Origin of the sequence: Salinivibrio sp. VGrn1 (genome assembly GCF_009377995.1) — a bacterium.
Taxonomy (GTDB): Bacteria; Pseudomonadota; Gammaproteobacteria; order Enterobacterales; family Vibrionaceae; genus Salinivibrio; species Salinivibrio siamensis.
The window spans coordinates 101798-119588 of the sequence record NZ_SATA01000008.1 but is presented as its reverse complement, the minus strand read 5'-3'; the positions used below and the strand labels follow the sequence as shown (position 1 = coordinate 119588).

Genomic DNA, 17791 nt, shown 5'->3' with positions numbered 1-17791 from the left:
CATCCCTATCGTAGTTTCTTAATCCGTTCAGTTTGGCTAATCACATCCGTGAGGCGGATACCAAACTTGTCGTTAACGACCACCACTTCACCGTGTGCGATAAGCGTGCCATTGACCAGCACATCGAGCGACTCCCCGGCCAACCTATCTAACTCAACCACCGAGCCTTGGTTGAGCTGAAGCAGGTTACGGATGTTAATTTGCGTATGCCCCACTTCCATAGAAATGGTCACTGGAATATCGAGGATCGCGTCCAGTTTGCGCTGTTCATCCGCCCCCATTTTTTGCTCGCTGTCATCAGTGAGCTCTTCAAGTGGTGCCGCTTGTACATCATCAGAGCCCTCGGCATCAGATTGCTCAGCCAGGGCTGCAGCCCAATCATCGTCTACATCATTTTGATCCATGACGTCTCACCCTTGTTTACAGATTCTGATCACTGAGCATTACCTTGTTTATCATCGATGGGTAAATCTTCCTCGAGATCATCGAGTAGCTCAGGTTTATCCTGCAACAGCGAAATGTCCGATTTCGCCATTTCAGGACGCTTAAGTTTTTCCACAATTTTCAGTGCCAGCTTATCGTTAGATTGTCCCATCTTCGCGCGATAGGTGGGCAAGTCTTCCACGAACACCGTACACGCATCCGGCATATCAACCGGAATCACATCGCCTTTTTGCAGCTCCATCAGATCGCGCAAGGATAAAGTGACATCTAAAAGCTTGGCACTCAATTCAACATTCACATCCAAGATTTCATCCCGTAGCGCTTTACTCCAGCGCACATCGGTATCCATCTTGTCACTTTGTACCCCGGCATCAAGTAGCTCGCGAATCGGCTCCAGCATTGAGTAGGGCATGACCATATGAATGTCACCGCCACCACCATCAAGCTCGATATGGAATGAGCTCACCACAATCACTTCTGAAGGGCTGACAATGTTGGCCATTGCCGGATTAACCTCTGAGTCTAAATACTCAAAGGCCACTTCCATCACGGGCGCCCACGCGTCTTTGTAATCCTCAAACATCAACTTCAGCAGCATCTGGATCACACGCCGCTCTGTCGGGGTAAACTCCCGCCCTTCAATTCGAGCATGAAAGCGCCCATCGCCACCAAAAAAGTTTTCCACCAATATGAACACCAGACGGGCTTCCATGGTGATCAAGCTGGTGCCTTTTAGTGGGCGAAAACGCACCATATTCAAACTGGTCGGCACGTACAAGGTGTTTTGATACTCGCCAAACTTCATCATCTGCACGCCGTTGATCGACACTTCGGCGGTTTTACGCAGCATGTTAAACAAGCTAATGCGCATATGACGGGCAAAGCGCTCATTAATAAGCTCGAGCGTCGGCATCCGCCCACGCACAATTCTGTCTTGTGACGAGAAATCAAACTGAACCGCACCACCTTCACCTACTTCGGGCTCGTTATCCTCCTCTTCAACGTCATCAACACCGTGAAGAAGCGCATCAATCTCGTCTTGGCTGAGTAAGTCAGTCACGTCATCACCTATTGCATCACAAATCCAGTAAAGAGCACACGCTCTACCACCGGCTCGCCCGTTACTTTGATTAAGGCCGCGCGCACATTTTCTGCCGACTGGCGACGAATTTCGAGTTGGCCTTGTGGTGTGCGCAGTTGCTCCACCGTCGCCGCACCAAACGTATTAAGAAGCGCGTGCTCAATCAGCGGTAAGTTTTCCTTCGCTAGGGTTTCCATCTCACTGCCACGCACTAACAACTGGGTATTGACTTGCACCAGTCGTTGTTGCTCATCCCCGGTGACATTAAAAACAAAGGGTTTAGGCAAGGTGACATAAATCGCGGGCAGGGCATTGTTTTGTTCCTCGAGGACAATGTCTTCTTGGCTGCCGTCATCACCAGATAGGAAAAAGAACGCCGCACCGCCTACCGCCGCGAGCAATACAACGGCGGCGACAATGATAATAATCAGCTTTTTCTTGCTCCCACCTTGCTCTGGGGTTGCGTTATCATCTGCCATGGCTGGTCTTGCTCCTTGTTATTTAAGCATAGTAATCGACGGCGCGATCACTGTGTGAGACGTTCAGCGTTTGCCCGGCTAGCATGGCATCATCGCCATCATCCGGCCCTGTCGTGCCAAGTGGTGCCCCACCTGCATTGCCAGCACCATCGCCATGCTGGCCAGAGGCCATCTGTTGTGCACCACTGTCTTGCTGTTGAACCGACCCCTGGGCTAACTGTAGCCCTTGTTGCTGCAACATATCGCGCAACCTTGGCATCGCTTGCTCGACAGCATCACGCGCTTGCTGGTTCGCCACCGTGATATGCACAGAGGCTTGGTCGTTGTTTATCCCCAACTTAATTTGCATGCGTCCAAGCTCGGGTGGGTCGAGACGAATATCCACTTGCTTGAGGTTTTTAGACAACATGACATTGATTCGCTCAGTCAGTGCCGCGCCCGCGTCGCTAGGTGTTTGCCCCAAAGGTAGCGGGGCCTGCGCAGTTTGAGCGACCTGAATATCTTGTCGTACTGTCGCTGCGTTCGCGCTTGGTGTGCCTAGACTGCTTGCCAATTGCTGGGCCAAGTTCTCGCCTCGTGAGGCCCCTTCCGCCGCGCTTGCAGCGCTGCCTGCAGCCAATGCGGCGTCAGTTTGAACCGCCTGTTCTGCCATCGCTTTCAATGCCGCTTTACTGACATGGTCTGACCGTTCATTTTGCCCGGCTAACATAGAAGCGGCATTCGGGTTGCCTGTTGCGCCACCTTTTACGTCAGGGTTTGCCATATTCTGTTGTAGGCCCGACGCCTGTCGCAGCTTATCAGCCAATTCATTCGTTTTCGTCGTCGCCCCTTCTTTGGCTAACCAATCTTTAAGCGCAGACTCTTTATTGGCTGACGCAGCATCGCCTAAGGCAGACTCACCGGGCGCCATCTTAGCGGCGGCGGCCCCATGTTGATTCTCCTGCTGCGCCTTCATGGCCGCCCATTTGATCGCCGGTCCATCCACTGGGAGAGATTGCCCCCCTTTAGGCATCTCACCACTGCTATCAAGCGCCACTTGGCGCCCAGCACCTTGTTCCAATGCGGCGCCACGATCTTGCGTGGCTTTAACCTGGGCGACTAACGCGGCGAGTTGTTCGGGCGATAACTGCGCCAATACCTCCTCCGCGGAAACCTCATCCGGTAGCGCTTTAGAGAGTTCGGCAAGCAGTGCTTGTTTGTCTACTTCACCCTCTTGACCCTGTAGGTCTACTCGCGCGTTACTGTCAACGTCGCTCATCGGTAATGCATCGGCAGATAATGCCGTGGTATCCCCACCGGCAGGCAAGGTTTTGCCAGTAAGCATGTCCGCCGCTTGATTCAAACGCATTAATAAAGATTGGCTTTCTTCCATTGCCGTCATATCGGCAATTTTTTCCATCTCCGCCTCGCTGAAAACACCGTCAGCCAACATGGCTTCCGCATCAATGGCCTGACCATCGACGAGTAAGGTTTTGCCATCAGGGGTTAGCTTGATAGACTCCCCTTGTCCTTCACTTCCATCAAGGGATTGATGCAAAGCGGACAAAAAGCCGGCACTTTTCTCTCCTTTCACCTCGCTGGACGCGCCCTCACTCGGCGCAGACAGGGTTTTACTCGAAACATTGGAAAGTGTCAGCATTGACTGCGTCATAAGTTTCTCATCATTACCTATGGTTACCTATGCGTCAGCTTGGCATCAGCTGGCGCGTCGGTAATGAGAAAGCAATTATCGCGCCATTTTATTGTGAAGAGAAGGACGAGGGGCGTCGACGTGCGATAATCGCTGCCATTTCATCCATTTGTCGTTGTTCTTGGTAACGAGCACGCTCTGCTTCCTCACGTTCTCGTTTTTCTATCAGCCACTCTAGTGATTGCCGGTGCTGGCGGGTTTGTTGCCATGTCTGACGGCACTGCTCTAAATGATCTTTAAATTGATGCTCTGCATCTCTTTGTTTTGCCAAGGTTTCATCAAGCTGAACAATGAATTTATTTAAATGACCAAAGGCGCTGGCCGATAAGCCTGACTGACCACGCTCAGACATCTGACGGCAATACTCAAGCCGGTACTGTTCAATTTGCTCCAACTGGCGATAGTAATCATCAAGTGATTGCTGAGCCGCGCTCACACTGAGCTGAGCCTGCTTTTCATCCTCTTGGGCTTTGTCTAACAGCAACTGAAGTGCGTGATCGGCCATCGGTTACCCCTGTAAGGTTGAACGCAACATGTTGACACACATATCAAAAGGAACCACTTCTTTGATCCCTTGCTGCAGATAATTGTCGAGCTTGGGCTTCAAACTAAACGCCTGATCAACCGCCGCATCACTGCCAGGTTTGTAGGCGCCTATCGAGACCAGATCTTGATTTTTACGGCACACGGACAACACTTGCCGCACCGCTTTCGACATCAGTATTTGCTCATCGCTGGTAATATTGGGCATCACTCGACTCACTGAACGCTCAACGTCAATGGCAGGATAATGACCGCTATCTGCTAACTCGCGCGATAGCACAATATGACCATCGAGTATCGCTCGTGCTGCATCGGCAATAGGGTCTTGTAAATCATCCCCCTCGGTCAGCACGGTAAAAAAGGCCGTGATCGACCCCTGTCCAACGGCACCGTTCCCCGCGCGCTCAACCAGTGAGGGTAAGCGCGCAAACACCGAAGGCGGATACCCTTTGGTCGCGGGTGGCTCGCCCACCGACAACGCAATTTCGCGCTGAGCCTGCGCAAACCGCGTTAACGAGTCCATCAATAAGAGAACATCAAGACCCAGATCGCGAAAATACTCAGCAATGGTCAACGCCGTTTGGCAGCCTTTTAACCGCACCAGCGGTGAGGCGTCGGCAGGCGCGGCAACCACTACCGCTCGGGCACGGCCTTCTTCTCCGAGGATATCATCGATAAACTCTTTCACTTCTCGGCCACGCTCACCAATCAACCCCACGACCACCACTTGTGCAGTGGTACCGCGTGTCATCATCCCCAAGGTGACAGATTTACCCACCCCAGAACCAGCAAACAAGCCGATACGCTGCCCTTTCCCCACCGTCAAAAGACCATTGATCGCTTTGATGCCAACATCAAGCGGCTCACGGATGGGTTGACGTGATAAGGGGTTAATGGGCATGCCCTCCAAACTCGCCTGTTTATCCGTGTAGATGTCGCCTTTACCGTCCAGTGGGTTACCCATGCCATCAATAACACGTCCCAACAGCTCCATACCCACCGAGAGTTGACTGCGTTCAGACAAAGGCGTCACTCTTGCACCTGGCAATACGCCTGATACTTGCTCGTTGGGCATCAGGTATAAAAGTTCGTCGGCAAATCCCACGACTTCGGCTTCAATAGTGCCATTAAGGGTTTCAACCGAACAAACAGACCCAATGGGCGCGCGACAGCCTATCGCTTCAAGTGTCAGCCCAACCATACGCACCAATTTGCCCGACGCCACTGGCTTGGGGGCTAAATTATCAAGCTGACATTGTTTTAACCGCTCAGCGAGTTGGCTCATTATGATTGCCCTGGATCCTCAGTCGATGTGGGTTCATCTTGCGTCGTGGCCGTGGCGTCTTGCTCAACGGGTTCGTCACTCGACGGCTCGCGCTCAGCGGTCGCTGATTCGTTGGCATAGGCGCCAGTATCAATAGGCTCTACCGTTGCGCCGTCTGATGGCGTGGATTGCCGGGGTTGATTCTGCCCTTGAAACTCTCTTAATAACGCGTCCACGCGGTCAGCATAGCGATAGTCGACGACTGAATCTTTGGCTTTTACATGGACGTCTCCACGCGAGAGTGCGGGCTCTGATTGCAAAGTCCAGTCGCGGGCAGCCAGCATATCGTTGTCATACGCGTCGGTGACAATGGCATAGTCATCTGGATGCAAAGCAGCAGTAACCGGGTGGTCGGCCACTGGCAAAGCGGCAATGGCGGCCCGTAAGGTGTGTAGAATCACCTGAGGGTTAGTGTCTAGCTCCACGCCTGTCAATGATTTCGTCAAGGTCTGGACCATCACTAACAGTTGTTGCTCGACATCGATATCCAGCTTTTCTAATGGATGACTTAGCTGATTGAGAATACTGTCAAGCTGCTGGCAACGCGCTTCAATCAGCGCTTGGCCATCGGCGAGGCCTTGCTCAAACCCCGCCTTTTTTCCTTCTTCATGGCCTTTCTCATGCCCTTGTTCTAAACCGGCTTCGAGCCCCTCAGCATGCCCCAGCTGCTTGCCTTCTTCATACCCTTCGTCATAGCCCTGCTGGCGAATAGCATCGAGGGCATCGGCGGTTAAAGGTTCGGGGGCTGGCTCGTTTTCCTCCAGCTCCACCTCAACGTCCGGCTCCCAACTGGGGTCATAATTGAGTGCGGTCTCTTTGGGCAGGTTTTCGCCTTCGTTGTAAGGGGGCAGTGCCCACCTATCAATGCTTTCGGCATCGGCCTCATCGACGCGGATATAGCCACGGCGTTTTTCTAAACTCATCGTTGCCCCTTACAAAAACGACTTAGACGAATTCATCGCCGCCGCCTCCGGTAAGCATGATTTCACCTGCATCAGCGAGACGGCGTGCGACAGATAGAATCTCTTTCTGCGCCCCTTCCACGTCTGAAACCCGGATTGGCCCCATGGCTTCGATATCATCTTGCAACATTTCTGCTGCACGTTTAGACATGTTGCGATAGATTTTCTCGCGCAAGTTATCTTCCGCCCCTTTGAGCGCTTTTTGCAGCACTTCTTGTGGTACATCACGTAGCAAGGTTTGTACGCCGCGATCGTCCACATCAATCAAGTTATCAAACACGAACATCAAGTCTTGGATTTGTGAGGCCATCTCTTCGTCTTGATCGCGAATCGAGTCCATCAACACCCCTTCGACGCTGTTGTCCATGTAGTTCATGATTTCCGCTGCCGCTTTCAAGCCACCAATTTTGGCCGCTTGTGCCCCTGCTTGACCTGCAAACTGTTTCTCCATGATCTCATTCAGCTCATGGAGTGCGGCTGGTTGCACTTCTTCAAGGTTGGCAATCCGCATCATTAAATCGAGACGGTCACGCTCTACAAATTGCGAGAGGATCTCTGCCGAATGCTCGGGATCCAAATAGGATAAGACGATGGTTTGGATTTGCGGGTGCTCGTTGATGATAATGCTGGCCACTTGGCGCGGATCCATCCATTTCAGTGAGTCCAAGCCTTTGGAGCCGCTGCCCAACAAGATCTGATCGACCAAATTATTCGCTTTGTCCTCACCCAAGGCTGCTACCAGGGCGTTGCGCACAAAGTCTTCACTCCCCATCCCAATCGAGGTGTATTTTTGGATTTCCTCCAAAAAAGCTCGATGGACGGCAGCCACTTTGTCCGAGTTAAGGTCAGTCATCGAGGTCATGGCCGCGCCTACCCGCTGAACCTGTTTCGGCTCAAGGTGGCGAATAATACTCGCGGCGTCTTGTTCACTTAAACTGAGCAGCAAAATGGCGGCTTTTTCAATCCCACTCAACGAGTTGACATCGAAGTTTGAGCCCGCTTGCTCATCACCGCCTGTGGTTGCGACTTCATTTGCCATCTTCGGTTACCCAATTTTTCACCGCTTGTGCGGCCAGGTCTGGCTCATTAGCCACCAGCGCCCGCACCGCTTTTAACAAGTCTTCATCTTTATGTAAGTTTGGCAGCTCAACATCCGACGCTGACATCGCAAAGTTGCTAGAGCCGTCAAGCTCAGAGCCTATCAAGCCGACATCATCCCCATCAGGGGTAACTGGCAAGCCGTCTGGGCCAAGGATTTCGCCATTGGGACCCACGGTGTTGCCATCTTCGTCGGTATTTGGATAAAGCAGCTTTTTCATCGCTGGACGAACCAAGACCACGATAATAACAATAATCACCAAGGCCGCCGCTAACCACCGTACCCAGTCATTAAAGTTGGGATGATCCCAAATCGGCACATCTTGCTCGGCCGCTTGCTCTGGCTCAACAAAGGGGACGGCGATGACTTCAAGTACATCTCCACGTTGTTCGCTAAAGCCCACCCCGCCCATTAAGAGACGGCGGATTTTGGCCAGTTCATCGTCTGACAACGGCTGCTTGACCGTATCCCCGGTTTCAGGGTCGACACTTTGTTTAAAGTTCACCGCCACAGAAACAGTTTGCCGATCAATAACGCCTGACTGCGCGCGGCGGTGGCGAATGGTGGTATCGAGTTCAAAGTTACGTGTCGATTCGCGGCTCACTGAGCCGGTACCACCTGCACCATTTTTAAGATCCCTGACGTCTTCCGGAATGGAGGCATCGGCCGGCGGCTGGTTGCTTAACGCCCCTGGAATACCCGCTACACGATCCGAGCCATTATAATCTTCGCGCGTATATTCGCTTCGTGTTGCCGGTGTGTTGGGGTTAAACTGACGCTGCGTTTCTTCTAACGAACTGAAATCCAGTGACACGTCGACTTGCGAGGTATAGTTACCCAGCCCTAGTACGGGGATCAGTATTGAGTCGATTTTTTCGCGCAATTGACGTTCTTGCTTACGTTCCAATTCGTACTCTTTGCGTCGCGCCGCTGACGCAGGATCTTCACTGCCAGAATTTAGCAAACGACCATGTTGGTCGGTAACGGTGACGCGCGTGGGTTTTAGCGAGGGGACGGCAGAGGCGACCATATCAACGATGGAGTCCACTTCCTCTTGACCCAAGGTGTTCGTCCCTCCCAAGGTTAAGAATACCGTGGCCGACGCCTCTTGATTGTGGCGCACAAAGACACTCTGTTTGGGCATCGCTAACAAGACACGTGCTTTTCGCACTTGCCGCACTTCTTCAATCGCGGCGGCGAGCTGTCGCTCACGGCTAAGTTTTAAACGTTCTTGCTCGAGTTTTTGCGAGACGCCAAAACCCATGTCATTGAGCAAAATTTCATCGCCTTCGGCCGTGCTGGTATTCAGCCCTACCCGGGTTAAACCGAGACGAATCGAGGAATAATCGCTTGAGGGGACGCGGATGGTATTACCATCCAGTTGGTATTCTACTTTGTTTTGGTCAAGGTGATCCAAAACAGGGATCAGTTCTTCTGTTTCGTACGTACCCAGTGGCCGCATTTCGGGTTCCTGCACCCAAAAAAACAGCATCATGATCAGCGCAACACAAATCGCAACCGCTAACACCAAGATCAACTGGCGCACCATGTCGAGATCGCCAAATATCGAGTTTGACGATGCTGACTGCTCTGATGCGTCCGGATCTTGCGTGCTTTGCTCTGCGTCTAATGCCGCATCGGTTGATGGCAGTGCTGCTGCGCCATCTGAAACCGCCAGATCGGTGTTTTGGTTCTCTTCAGCCACTGATTAATTCCTACATTAAACAGGCATATTCATGAGTTCTTTATACGCCTCAACTAACTTGTTGCGCGTTTGCACGGTGGCATCAAACGCCACACTCGACTTGTTTCGAGCAATCATGACATCCGATAAGCTTACATTGCGGTCACCTTCATCGAACCGTGTGGCAAGCTCACCCGACGTCTTTTGCAATCCATTTACATGGTTAATCGCACTGGCAAGCATATCGCCAAATTCTTGGCTGACTTGTTGACCAGTTGCAGGCTGAGAGACATTCTTCGCCGCTGCCGCCATGGCTTGCATCTCTTGCGTCAAGGCATTCGCTTTCATCGTCGATCCTTCCTGTGTCAATATTTTGTCAATTCAGTCAGATTTTCATCAGTCATCTTACCATGTGCAACTTTGAGACCACTTTCGCAAAGGCTGACGACTTTGGGTGATTACTGGGGAATATCAATCCCGGCGTCGCGCATTTTGGCGAGCTTATAGCGCAGTGTCCTGGGGCTGATCCCTAAGCGCTCTGCCACATCTTTACGCCGCCCCTCACAGGCTCGAATGGTCTCCAGTATGATGGAAAACTCCTGATCGCGTAATTCATTGCCTAACCCTGCACCATTAGACTGCGCTTCCATCGCATCATGACTCGGTACTGAAGATGACGTTGTCGCCGAAACGGTTGATTGGCTATCCATCACCTTACTTTGTAAACTCGAGGCATCTTGCCAGTCTTGCCCTTCAAGTAAAATATCTGTCGCTTGAATATGAGATTGGGTTGCCAGTATCAAGGCACGCTGCATCACGTTATCAAGCTCCCTGACATTGCCCGGCCAGGTGTAATTCAACAACTTTTGCTCAGCGTCAGGCTGTATGCTTGGGCAAGGGAGACCTTGTTTTTGACAATGCCGTGATAATAAATAGTTTGCCAACGGGATGATGTCACCTGGGCGTTCATATAACGCAGGCCACGTGATGGGAAACACATTCAGACGGTAATATAAGTCTTCACGAAAGTGCCCTTGGGCAACATAGTCTTTTAGATCGCGGTTGCTAGTGGCAAGCACGCGCAAGTCAAGCTGAATGCTTTTGCGACCCCCGAGACGTTCCACCTCTCGCTCTTGTAACACACGGAGCAGTTTGGCTTGTAGCCCCAAATCCATCTCACTGATTTCATCCAATAAGATAGTGCCACCTTGGGCTTGCTCAAATTTTCCCGGACACGCTTGCACAGCACCGGTAAACGCCCCTTTTTCATAGCCAAAAAGGGTTGCTTCCAGCATGTTTTCTGGAATCGCGGCACAGTTAATCGCGACAAACGGGGCACTCGCGCGGGTAGAATGGTCATGGATATAGCGCGCCATCACTTCTTTACCCGACCCTGAGGGTCCAAGGATCATCACGTTGGCATCAGTGTTGGCAACCTTATCGGCCAAGGCTAACAAGGCGACGCTTTTAGGATCCTCTGCAATGGCATCCGAGTCGTCACTTTTAACCGGGGCGTAGCGACTGACCATATTAAGTAGCACTTCAGGCGCAAAGGGTTTGGCCATATAGTCGATCGCCCCCTCTTTCATGGCAGCGACCGCATCCTCAATGTTGGCATAAGCCGTCATGAGCAAAACGGGTAAATTCGGCATATGTGTTTTGATTGAGCGCAAAAGCGCCAAGCCATCCATACCCGCCATCTGTACATCTGAAACAACAATATCAATCGGCTCGGCTTTGAGTGTCACTAGGGCTTGCTCTGCACTGTCCGCCTCACGCCAATGGTATCCCGCCAAGGCTAGGGTATCGACCAGCGCCTCGCGCAAGCCTTCATCATCTTCAACGATTAGCACTGTGGTTTGGCTCATTGTGTTTCTCCTACGCTCTTACCCTGCTCTGCCGCTACACCCTTGGCGAGCGGCAAACACAATGTAAAACAGGCCCCTTTTTCAGGCTCCGATTGTAAGGTGAGCTTGCCATCATGGGCATGACACACCATTTGCACAACGGCGAGGCCAAGACCTGTACCTTGCTGTCGTGTAGTAAAAAAAGGCTCTAAAACTTTCGCTTGCAGTTCAGGCGCAATCCCAGGACCATTGTCCGCAACAGACAGCAATAAATTATCGCCTTGTTGGCGCGAATCAACCACAACTTGGCAGCCCTTGCCTGCCACTTGAGCGGCATTGACGACCAAGTTACTCAGCGCGCTGGCCAATGCATTGGGGTTACCGAGCAACGCAAGACTCTCATCATCACTGTTGATGGCAAAGTCAACATCGTGACCTTGAATCACCGCATCCACCATCGGCTCGAACTCGTTAAACAACTGCTCAACGGTAAACACTTTAACCACTTTGTTGTCGCCACCCTTCGCAAACAACAACATATCATTCACTTGTTTTTCCAAGTCATGTAGCCGGTCTAACAGTTTGAATTGAAACCGCTGCCGGGTCGCATCGTTGAGGTTGGGCGCGCCAAGATTCGACGCATATAAAATCGCGCTAGATAGCGGCGTACGCACTTGGTGTGCCAGCGACGCCACCATTTTCCCCAACGACGATAGCCGTTGCAGATCACTGACGCGCGACTGCAATAAACGGGTTTCTGTCATGTCGGTGATCAAGATAAGTTGCCCTGAATCGGACGCAGAAATGGCAAGCTTCACCCGACGACCATCTTTGAGAGAGACTTCGTGTCCATCATCATCTCGCGGCGAGAATGCGCGTTGAATCACATCAAACCATCGCTGCTGAGTAAGCGGTTCCCCAAGAAGGCGATGTGCCTCTGGATTGGCTTCAGCGACACGGCCATTCGCATCAAGCAAAATAACGCCTGCTGGCATCACATCGAGAACTTGCTTATACCGAGTGACTTGTTGATCCACTGATCCCAGTGGCGAAGATTGGGTTTCCATTTAGGCAACACACATTTCGATCAAGGTTTTACTCACTTAAGCAGAGATTATGCCATAAAAATAACTAATATTATCAGCTAGTTGAAGACAAAAAAGCGAAGTCATTTTTTTGACTCCGCTTTTTGACGCCTCGTCGTTCTAGATTAATTCTTCCTTATTCAATCCGTACTTTCGCATCTTTTCTACCAGTGTCGTTCGCCGCATACTCAGCATGTCAGCCGCCCTAGCAACCACACCAGACTGCGCCTCTAGCGCCTGCTTAATCAAATCAATCTCAACCTCGGCGAGGGTTTCTTTCAAGTTAACCCCCTCAGGCGGCAAGCTTGTGAATCCTGGGCTATCTGCAAAGCCTGGCATATCCTCTTCGAAAGCAGGTTCGTCCGGCTCATGAAACATCGCCGTTAGCGCATCACGCTCCGCCATTTCAGTATCTTCGACCGAATAGGCCTCAGGCTGGAATTCAGGGATATCACTGTAGCGATATTTAGCTGGCAAATGGTTCACATCGACCATTTGCCCAGGATACAAGATAACCAAACGTTCAATGAGATTAGCCAGCTCGCGTACATTGCCTGGCCACTCATGCTCCATCAGCGAATTAATCGCGCGAGGTGAAATATGGATCCGACCATTACCTTCCACATCAAGACGAGACATGAGCTCATGGATCAATAGCGGAATATCATCAATTCGCTCGCGCAGCGCTGGCATTTCGATAGGAAAGACATTGAGTCGATAATACAAATCTTCTCGAAACTCACCGTCTTTGATCATGGTTTCTAGCGTACGGTGGGTCGCGGCAACGACGCGAACATTGGCGCGAATGCTTTTGTTGCCTCCCACTCGCTCAAACGTGCGTTCTTGCAACACACGTAACAATTTGACTTGCATTGGCATCGGCATGTCGCCGATTTCATCCAAAAACAGCGTTCCGCCTTCCGCCAGTTCGAAGCGCCCTTTACGCGCTGAAATCGCGCCCGTAAAGGCACCTTTCTCGTGACCGAAGAGTTCGCTTTCTAACAGCTCTCCTGGAATCGCCCCACAATTGACGGGCACAAAGGGGCCAGACGCGCGCGATGAGGCATGGTGAATATGACGCGCCACCACTTCTTTTCCGGTACCGGATTCACCGAGGATCAAAACACTGGCTTCGGTAAAAGCGACCTGTTCAATAAGATGACGGACCTGTTCGATGGCATCGCTTTTGCCCACCATATTATGAAAGGCGGTATTATCGCCAGACAACTGTGGAATACTGAAAGCCTGTTTACCAGCAAACTCGCGGCAGTGATGGAGTGCATCGAATAATTGCGGGTAGTTCAAAGGTAGCCCAAGTTCACCCACATAGTTAGGTAACCCTGAAAGCTCACGATCGTGGCGTCGAATCGCAATCACAGGCACGTGATGATAGGTCGCAAGCTGCTCAAGTACTTTTTCAAGTAGCGGTGTCGAGCGGACGTGGCCAAGAAAACATGCGCCCCAGTTTTGCTCCCAAAGTGCATCACTGACATCTGTGGTCGAGTGAAGCGCGTAACGCTCGCCGATAAAGTCGAGTATCACGCCGAGATCGTGACGAAACTGGTCATCGTCATCGATAACGAGGATCTTTGCTAAATCTTGCATGTGTGAGATACGTCTGCCCTGATAACTTTTTATAATTGTGTCGCTTTTAAGCAACAACAATCTCAATTTTAATCAAGACATTGTAATAGAGAACGCGCATAAGGCAACCGGAGACACAGTAAACCTGTGACTCCAGTGCCATGTCAGTGGTTTGATAGGCAGTTTAACTGGTCGCTTGAGTCATATTATGGTATTCGGAAGGGATCTGGTCCCAAGCGGATTTTATCTCTCTTAACAGCTCAATCACATCGTCGATGGGTTCCGGTTTGTTTTCCAAATTCGCGGTACTCACCTGACGAATCATAAAGTCATAGATGGCGTCTAAGTTATCAGCAATATCGCCGCCATCATCCATTGATAGACATGCACGTAGATTAATAATGATATCTAACGCTTTACCTAACCGCTCACCTTTGACGGATAAGTCGCCTTGTGCCATGGCAGCTTTGCCTTGAATTAAGCGCTCAATCGCGCCTGCCATCAGCATTTGGATAACCTTATGAGGCGACGCAGCGCTTAATTGACTGTCAACCGAGACCTTCTTGTAGGCCTGTAGTGAGCCTCTCATAGTCTTCCTCACTTATTGAAATTTCTTATACAGCTGCACAGACTGCTTCCCCTTGCGCTGCTGTAACAAGCGCTTGGCAGCATCGGCTTTCTGCCCCTCGAGTGCATCAATGAGCGTTTCTGTTCTTGCTAACGCTTGAGACCATTGCTGTTGATTCGGCGCTTGTGGCGACGCTGCAATCTGCTCAAGCAACGCTTGTCTGTCATGCAATTGCTGAGCCAGTTTTTCTGAATCAATGTCACTCATGTTCAATTGCTGCGCAATTGCTTCATCAATCTGCTCGAGTGCGTCGAGCCATTCGGATACCTGGGTCATCATTAACCCGGCATAATGTTTTGCATAGCTTGTAACTGTGAACGCATTTGCGAGGTGGCTTCTTCCATCGCAGAAAAGCGCTGCATGGTGCGCGACTCTAAGTTTTCCATGCGGCGGTCTAACTCTCGTTGGTCATCACGAAGGCGAAGTTTTTGCTCTGACAATGTGCTTTCACGATTACTGATCGCACCACCCGCGCCGGTAAAGCCGCCGACGACTTGTTCAAGCTGACGCGCAAAGCCATCATTACCACCAAAAAAACCTTCCAATGCGTTAAAGTTTTGACGCAGTTGCCGATCAAGCACCTTGTTGTCGACTTCTAGACGACCGTCCATAGTAGTAGTGACACCAAGCTCGCTCAGGGTTTTCATTCCCTCCGGGGCTTGCTCAATCGGTGACGAGAAAAGATTGCGCAATCGACTGGTTGCCGTTCGAATGACACTTTCCCCCACCAAAGGGCCACCTTGCTGGGTCTCAGGGTCATACTTACTGACCGCTTGCGAGACACGGAAAAACGCATTGTAATTATCGACGAACGACGTAATGGTCGAACGTACAGACTCTCGGTCATGTTCAACGGCGAGTGCCAACGGCTTATCACTGGTTTGCGCGACTTCCAGTGATACGCCTTCGATGGCATTATCAAAGGTGTTCGTGGCACTGGAGACTGACGCGATACCATCAATCAGTATCTTGGCATCTTGTGCAGCTTGCATTTGTGCCATGCCGTTATTGGCTTGTCCCGCTTTGAAGCCTAACTGATGAAGCGCACTCCCCACTTGCGCATCAACACTGACTTCCACCTGATTATCCGCCCCCGTTTTATTGCCATTCAACACCATGCGTGCGCCGCTATCATCTTGGATAAGCGACGCTTGTACACCGGGATTTTTCGGATCGCTATTAATCGCACGCACGATGTCTGCCAAGCTGTCTTTGCCTTGGGGAACATCAATCACACTGGTGCGATTACCCATGGTAATAGTGAGCTTGCCACTACCTAAAGACGCATCAGCATCAACGCCCGGTGACACAAGCTTGTGTGCACCCGCGAGTTGCTGAACATCGATTTGATAACGACCGGGGATGGCATCTGGCGTCGCGCTGGCGCCAAGTGCGTCTGGATTGCTAACTGATGTGGTTCTCGCCGCAAAACCTTCATTACGACGAAAATCGTACATTTGGGTTTTGAGTTTATCGAGAGATTCTTTTAAGCGGCCAAACGCACTGATGTCGGTTTCGACATCATTCATGCGTTTGACGATACGCTCTTGTTTAGGTGCACGCTCAGCATCCACGATTTTAGTGACCATGGAGTTGATATCCATGCCACCGCCCATGCCTGCTGCCTTAACACTCATAACGACTCTCTCACCTCGTTATACCTTTTCTGTGACAAGCCCTCGCGCGTGTTGCGACAATTGCTTAGCAAGCTCTAACATTTCCTGCTCTGGGATCTGACGGATGATGTCACCACTGTTCATTTCATAAACGGTGACCACACTGCGTCCTGTGTCTTCATCCAAACGGAATGCGAGCCCCTTGTTAAAGTCGGACATAAACTCATCGAGCCGCTCTACCAACTTCTCCAGTTGTTTGCGTTGTAGCTGACGATTTTCCTCAATGCGCTGTGACTGCTCTACACGGCGTTGTTGCATTGACTCTCTCGCCTCACGACGCTCTGCCTGCTGGTGCTGGCTGACCGGATCTGGGCGTACTTTTCCAACTCTTACATCTCTAGCAACCTTTGTGCCATCAGAATGAGCTGAGTGCGGCAGGGATGAATTTGTAACGGATGAAATGTCCATCGCTATTCACCTCCCAAAACGTAGCGGCGGCGATTAGGCCGCCACTCGTGAATGGTTTAACCGAGCAAGCTCAGTGCGGCTTGTGGTGCCTGCTTGGCTTGCGCCAAAATAGAGGTACCAGATTGCTGCAAGATTTGTGATTTGGTCAAGTTGGTTGTTTCTTTGGCAAAGTCCACATCACGGATACGGCTGTTAGAGGCCGAGACGTTTTCATTAACGTTATCCAAGTTGGCAATGGTGTGGCTCAAGCGGTTTTGCTTCGCACCCAATTCCGCACGGTGAGAGTCGATAAACTGCATTGCATTATCAATCATACCCACGGCTTTTTGCGCACCACCCATAGACGAAACATCAACATCTTTAATGGTTTCATCCACTTTGGTACCCATCGCTAGCGATGTTGCCAAGGCTCCCGTGAAGGTGGCATCTGATCCAGCACCGGTTACGATTTGCAGCTCGCCATCTTCAGTCACAGACGCACTCAGTTTATCTTGAGCTTGACCATTGATGTAAGTAGCGATCTCTTCAATATCATCTCCGCCTTTGGCCGTCACATTGATAGATGTGGACGTCCCGTCAGCATTAGTGATATTGATTGCCATGGTGGCACCGGCAGTCGCCGTCCAACCTGCTGATTTAGCGTTAGCGGCCGTAAAGCTTGCCCCACCCATTTCGCTGTGGTCAGCACGGATGTTTTTAAACTCCATCATCACAGCTTCACCGGCGTCTGCACCCACTTGGAAAGAGCGCGTACCGAAGGTACCGTTAAGCAGTTTCGCCCCACCAAACGAGGTGGTTTCTGCGATACGGTTCAGTTCGTCTTTCAGCGCGACAACCTCTTCTTGGATTGCGCTACGCTCAGCATCACCGTTGGCACCGTTAGCTGATTGCAGTGACAAGTCACGCATACGTTGCAAGATGTTGCTTGACTCTTCCATCGCACCTTCAGCGGTTTGCGCCATTGAGATGCCGTCATTCGCATTTCGTACAGCCACGCCCAAACCACTGCTTTGTGCCATCAAACGGTTAGAAATCTGAAGGCCTGCCGCGTCGTCTTTAGCACTGTTAATGCGAGAACCGGATGACAAACGCTCCATCGAGTTGTTCAGCGCATCGGTTGAGTTATTCAAATAACGCTGAGCAGTCATCGCAGGGACGTTAGTGTTAACAGTAATAGCCATAACTATTCTCCTTTGGTTCTAGGTCCGGCTTCGCCCAGCTGACCAGGGAAAACCAGTATCAAAATTGTTCACAACC

At 51.1% G+C, this 17791-nt stretch carries 17 protein-coding genes and 2 pseudogenes; all 19 read right to left on the bottom strand.

Features of this window, described 5'->3' with window-relative positions:
* Positions 1-5: 5 nt before the first annotated feature.
* The 19 genes and pseudogenes from fliN to EHW56_RS12320 all read right to left on the bottom strand — a co-directional run bounded on the left by fliN (position 6) and on the right by EHW56_RS12320 (position 17715).
* On the bottom strand, positions 6-404 hold the full coding sequence (gene fliN / locus EHW56_RS12405) for a flagellar motor switch protein FliN (RefSeq protein WP_046074940.1): 399 nt from the start codon (positions 402-404) through the stop codon (positions 6-8).
* A 29-nt stretch (positions 405-433) separates the two neighbouring features.
* Entirely contained in the window at positions 434-1504 is a 1071-nt protein-coding gene (gene fliM / locus EHW56_RS12400) for a flagellar motor switch protein FliM (RefSeq protein WP_077638746.1), read from the bottom strand.
* An 8-nt stretch (positions 1505-1512) separates the two neighbouring features.
* Positions 1513-2004 (bottom strand): flagellar basal body-associated protein FliL, encoded by a 492-nt coding sequence (gene fliL / locus EHW56_RS12395; RefSeq protein WP_077638747.1) that lies wholly within the window; start codon positions 2002-2004, stop codon positions 1513-1515.
* A 22-nt stretch (positions 2005-2026) separates the two neighbouring features.
* The gene (locus EHW56_RS12390; RefSeq protein WP_152796255.1) at positions 2027-3655 is read right to left on the bottom strand and encodes a flagellar hook-length control protein FliK; all 1629 of its coding nucleotides are present in this window, start codon (positions 3653-3655) and stop codon (positions 2027-2029) included.
* 88 nt (positions 3656-3743) lie between these two features.
* Positions 3744-4199, bottom strand: a complete 456-nt coding sequence (gene fliJ / locus EHW56_RS12385; protein WP_077606539.1) for a flagellar export protein FliJ — start codon at positions 4197-4199, stop codon at positions 3744-3746.
* 3 nt (positions 4200-4202) lie between these two features.
* Positions 4203-5522: a flagellar protein export ATPase FliI gene (gene fliI / locus EHW56_RS12380; RefSeq protein WP_046074945.1), complete on the bottom strand. Its 1320-nt coding sequence runs from the start codon at positions 5520-5522 to the stop codon at positions 4203-4205.
* Complete coding sequence (locus EHW56_RS12375) at positions 5522-6484, bottom strand: flagellar assembly protein FliH (RefSeq protein ID WP_152799790.1); 963 nt, start codon at positions 6482-6484, stop codon at positions 5522-5524. The genes fliI and EHW56_RS12375 overlap by 1 nt, the downstream gene beginning before the upstream one ends.
* 22 nt (positions 6485-6506) lie before the next feature.
* Complete coding sequence (gene fliG, locus EHW56_RS12370; protein WP_152796251.1) at positions 6507-7562, bottom strand: flagellar motor switch protein FliG; 1056 nt, start codon at positions 7560-7562, stop codon at positions 6507-6509.
* The gene (gene fliF, locus EHW56_RS12365; protein ID WP_172970035.1) at positions 7552-9327 is read right to left on the bottom strand and encodes a flagellar basal-body MS-ring/collar protein FliF; all 1776 of its coding nucleotides are present in this window, start codon (positions 9325-9327) and stop codon (positions 7552-7554) included. The genes fliG and fliF overlap by 11 nt, the downstream gene beginning before the upstream one ends.
* Positions 9328-9342: 15 nt before the next feature.
* Positions 9343-9654 carry a flagellar hook-basal body complex protein FliE gene (gene fliE / locus EHW56_RS12360; protein ID WP_046074949.1) on the bottom strand — a complete coding sequence of 104 codons (312 nt, stop codon included), beginning with the start codon at positions 9652-9654 and terminating at the stop codon, positions 9343-9345.
* Positions 9655-9764: 110 nt separating this feature from the next.
* Positions 9765-9938 (bottom strand): annotated as a pseudogene (locus EHW56_RS15710) (helix-turn-helix domain-containing protein); the annotation flags it as partial.
* A 78-nt stretch (positions 9939-10016) separates the two neighbouring features.
* Positions 10017-11174: pseudogene (locus EHW56_RS12355) on the bottom strand (sigma-54-dependent transcriptional regulator); the annotation flags it as partial.
* Positions 11171-12220, bottom strand: coding sequence for a PAS domain-containing sensor histidine kinase (locus EHW56_RS12350; protein WP_152796249.1), 1050 nt, complete (start codon positions 12218-12220; stop codon positions 11171-11173). The pseudogene EHW56_RS12355 and the gene EHW56_RS12350, both read right to left, overlap by 4 nt.
* Positions 12221-12358: 138 nt before the next feature.
* Positions 12359-13843 carry a sigma-54 dependent transcriptional regulator gene (locus EHW56_RS12345; RefSeq protein WP_152796247.1) on the bottom strand — a complete coding sequence of 495 codons (1485 nt, stop codon included), beginning with the start codon at positions 13841-13843 and terminating at the stop codon, positions 12359-12361.
* A 163-nt stretch (positions 13844-14006) separates the two neighbouring features.
* Positions 14007-14411, bottom strand: coding sequence for a flagellar export chaperone FliS (gene fliS, locus EHW56_RS12340; protein WP_046074953.1), 405 nt, complete (start codon positions 14409-14411; stop codon positions 14007-14009).
* Positions 14412-14423: 12 nt separating this feature from the next.
* The gene (locus EHW56_RS12335; protein WP_077606536.1) at positions 14424-14729 is read right to left on the bottom strand and encodes a hypothetical protein; all 306 of its coding nucleotides are present in this window, start codon (positions 14727-14729) and stop codon (positions 14424-14426) included.
* Complete coding sequence (gene fliD, locus EHW56_RS12330; RefSeq protein WP_046074954.1) at positions 14729-16087, bottom strand: flagellar filament capping protein FliD; 1359 nt, start codon at positions 16085-16087, stop codon at positions 14729-14731. Before fliD ends, EHW56_RS12335 begins: the two co-directional genes overlap by 1 nt.
* An 18-nt stretch (positions 16088-16105) precedes the next feature.
* Positions 16106-16504, bottom strand: a complete 399-nt coding sequence (locus EHW56_RS12325) for a flagellar protein FlaG (RefSeq protein ID WP_227486540.1) — start codon at positions 16502-16504, stop codon at positions 16106-16108.
* An 86-nt stretch (positions 16505-16590) separates the two neighbouring features.
* Complete coding sequence (locus tag EHW56_RS12320) at positions 16591-17715, bottom strand: flagellin (protein WP_152796244.1); 1125 nt, start codon at positions 17713-17715, stop codon at positions 16591-16593.
* Between the last annotated feature and the right edge of the window lie 76 nt (positions 17716-17791).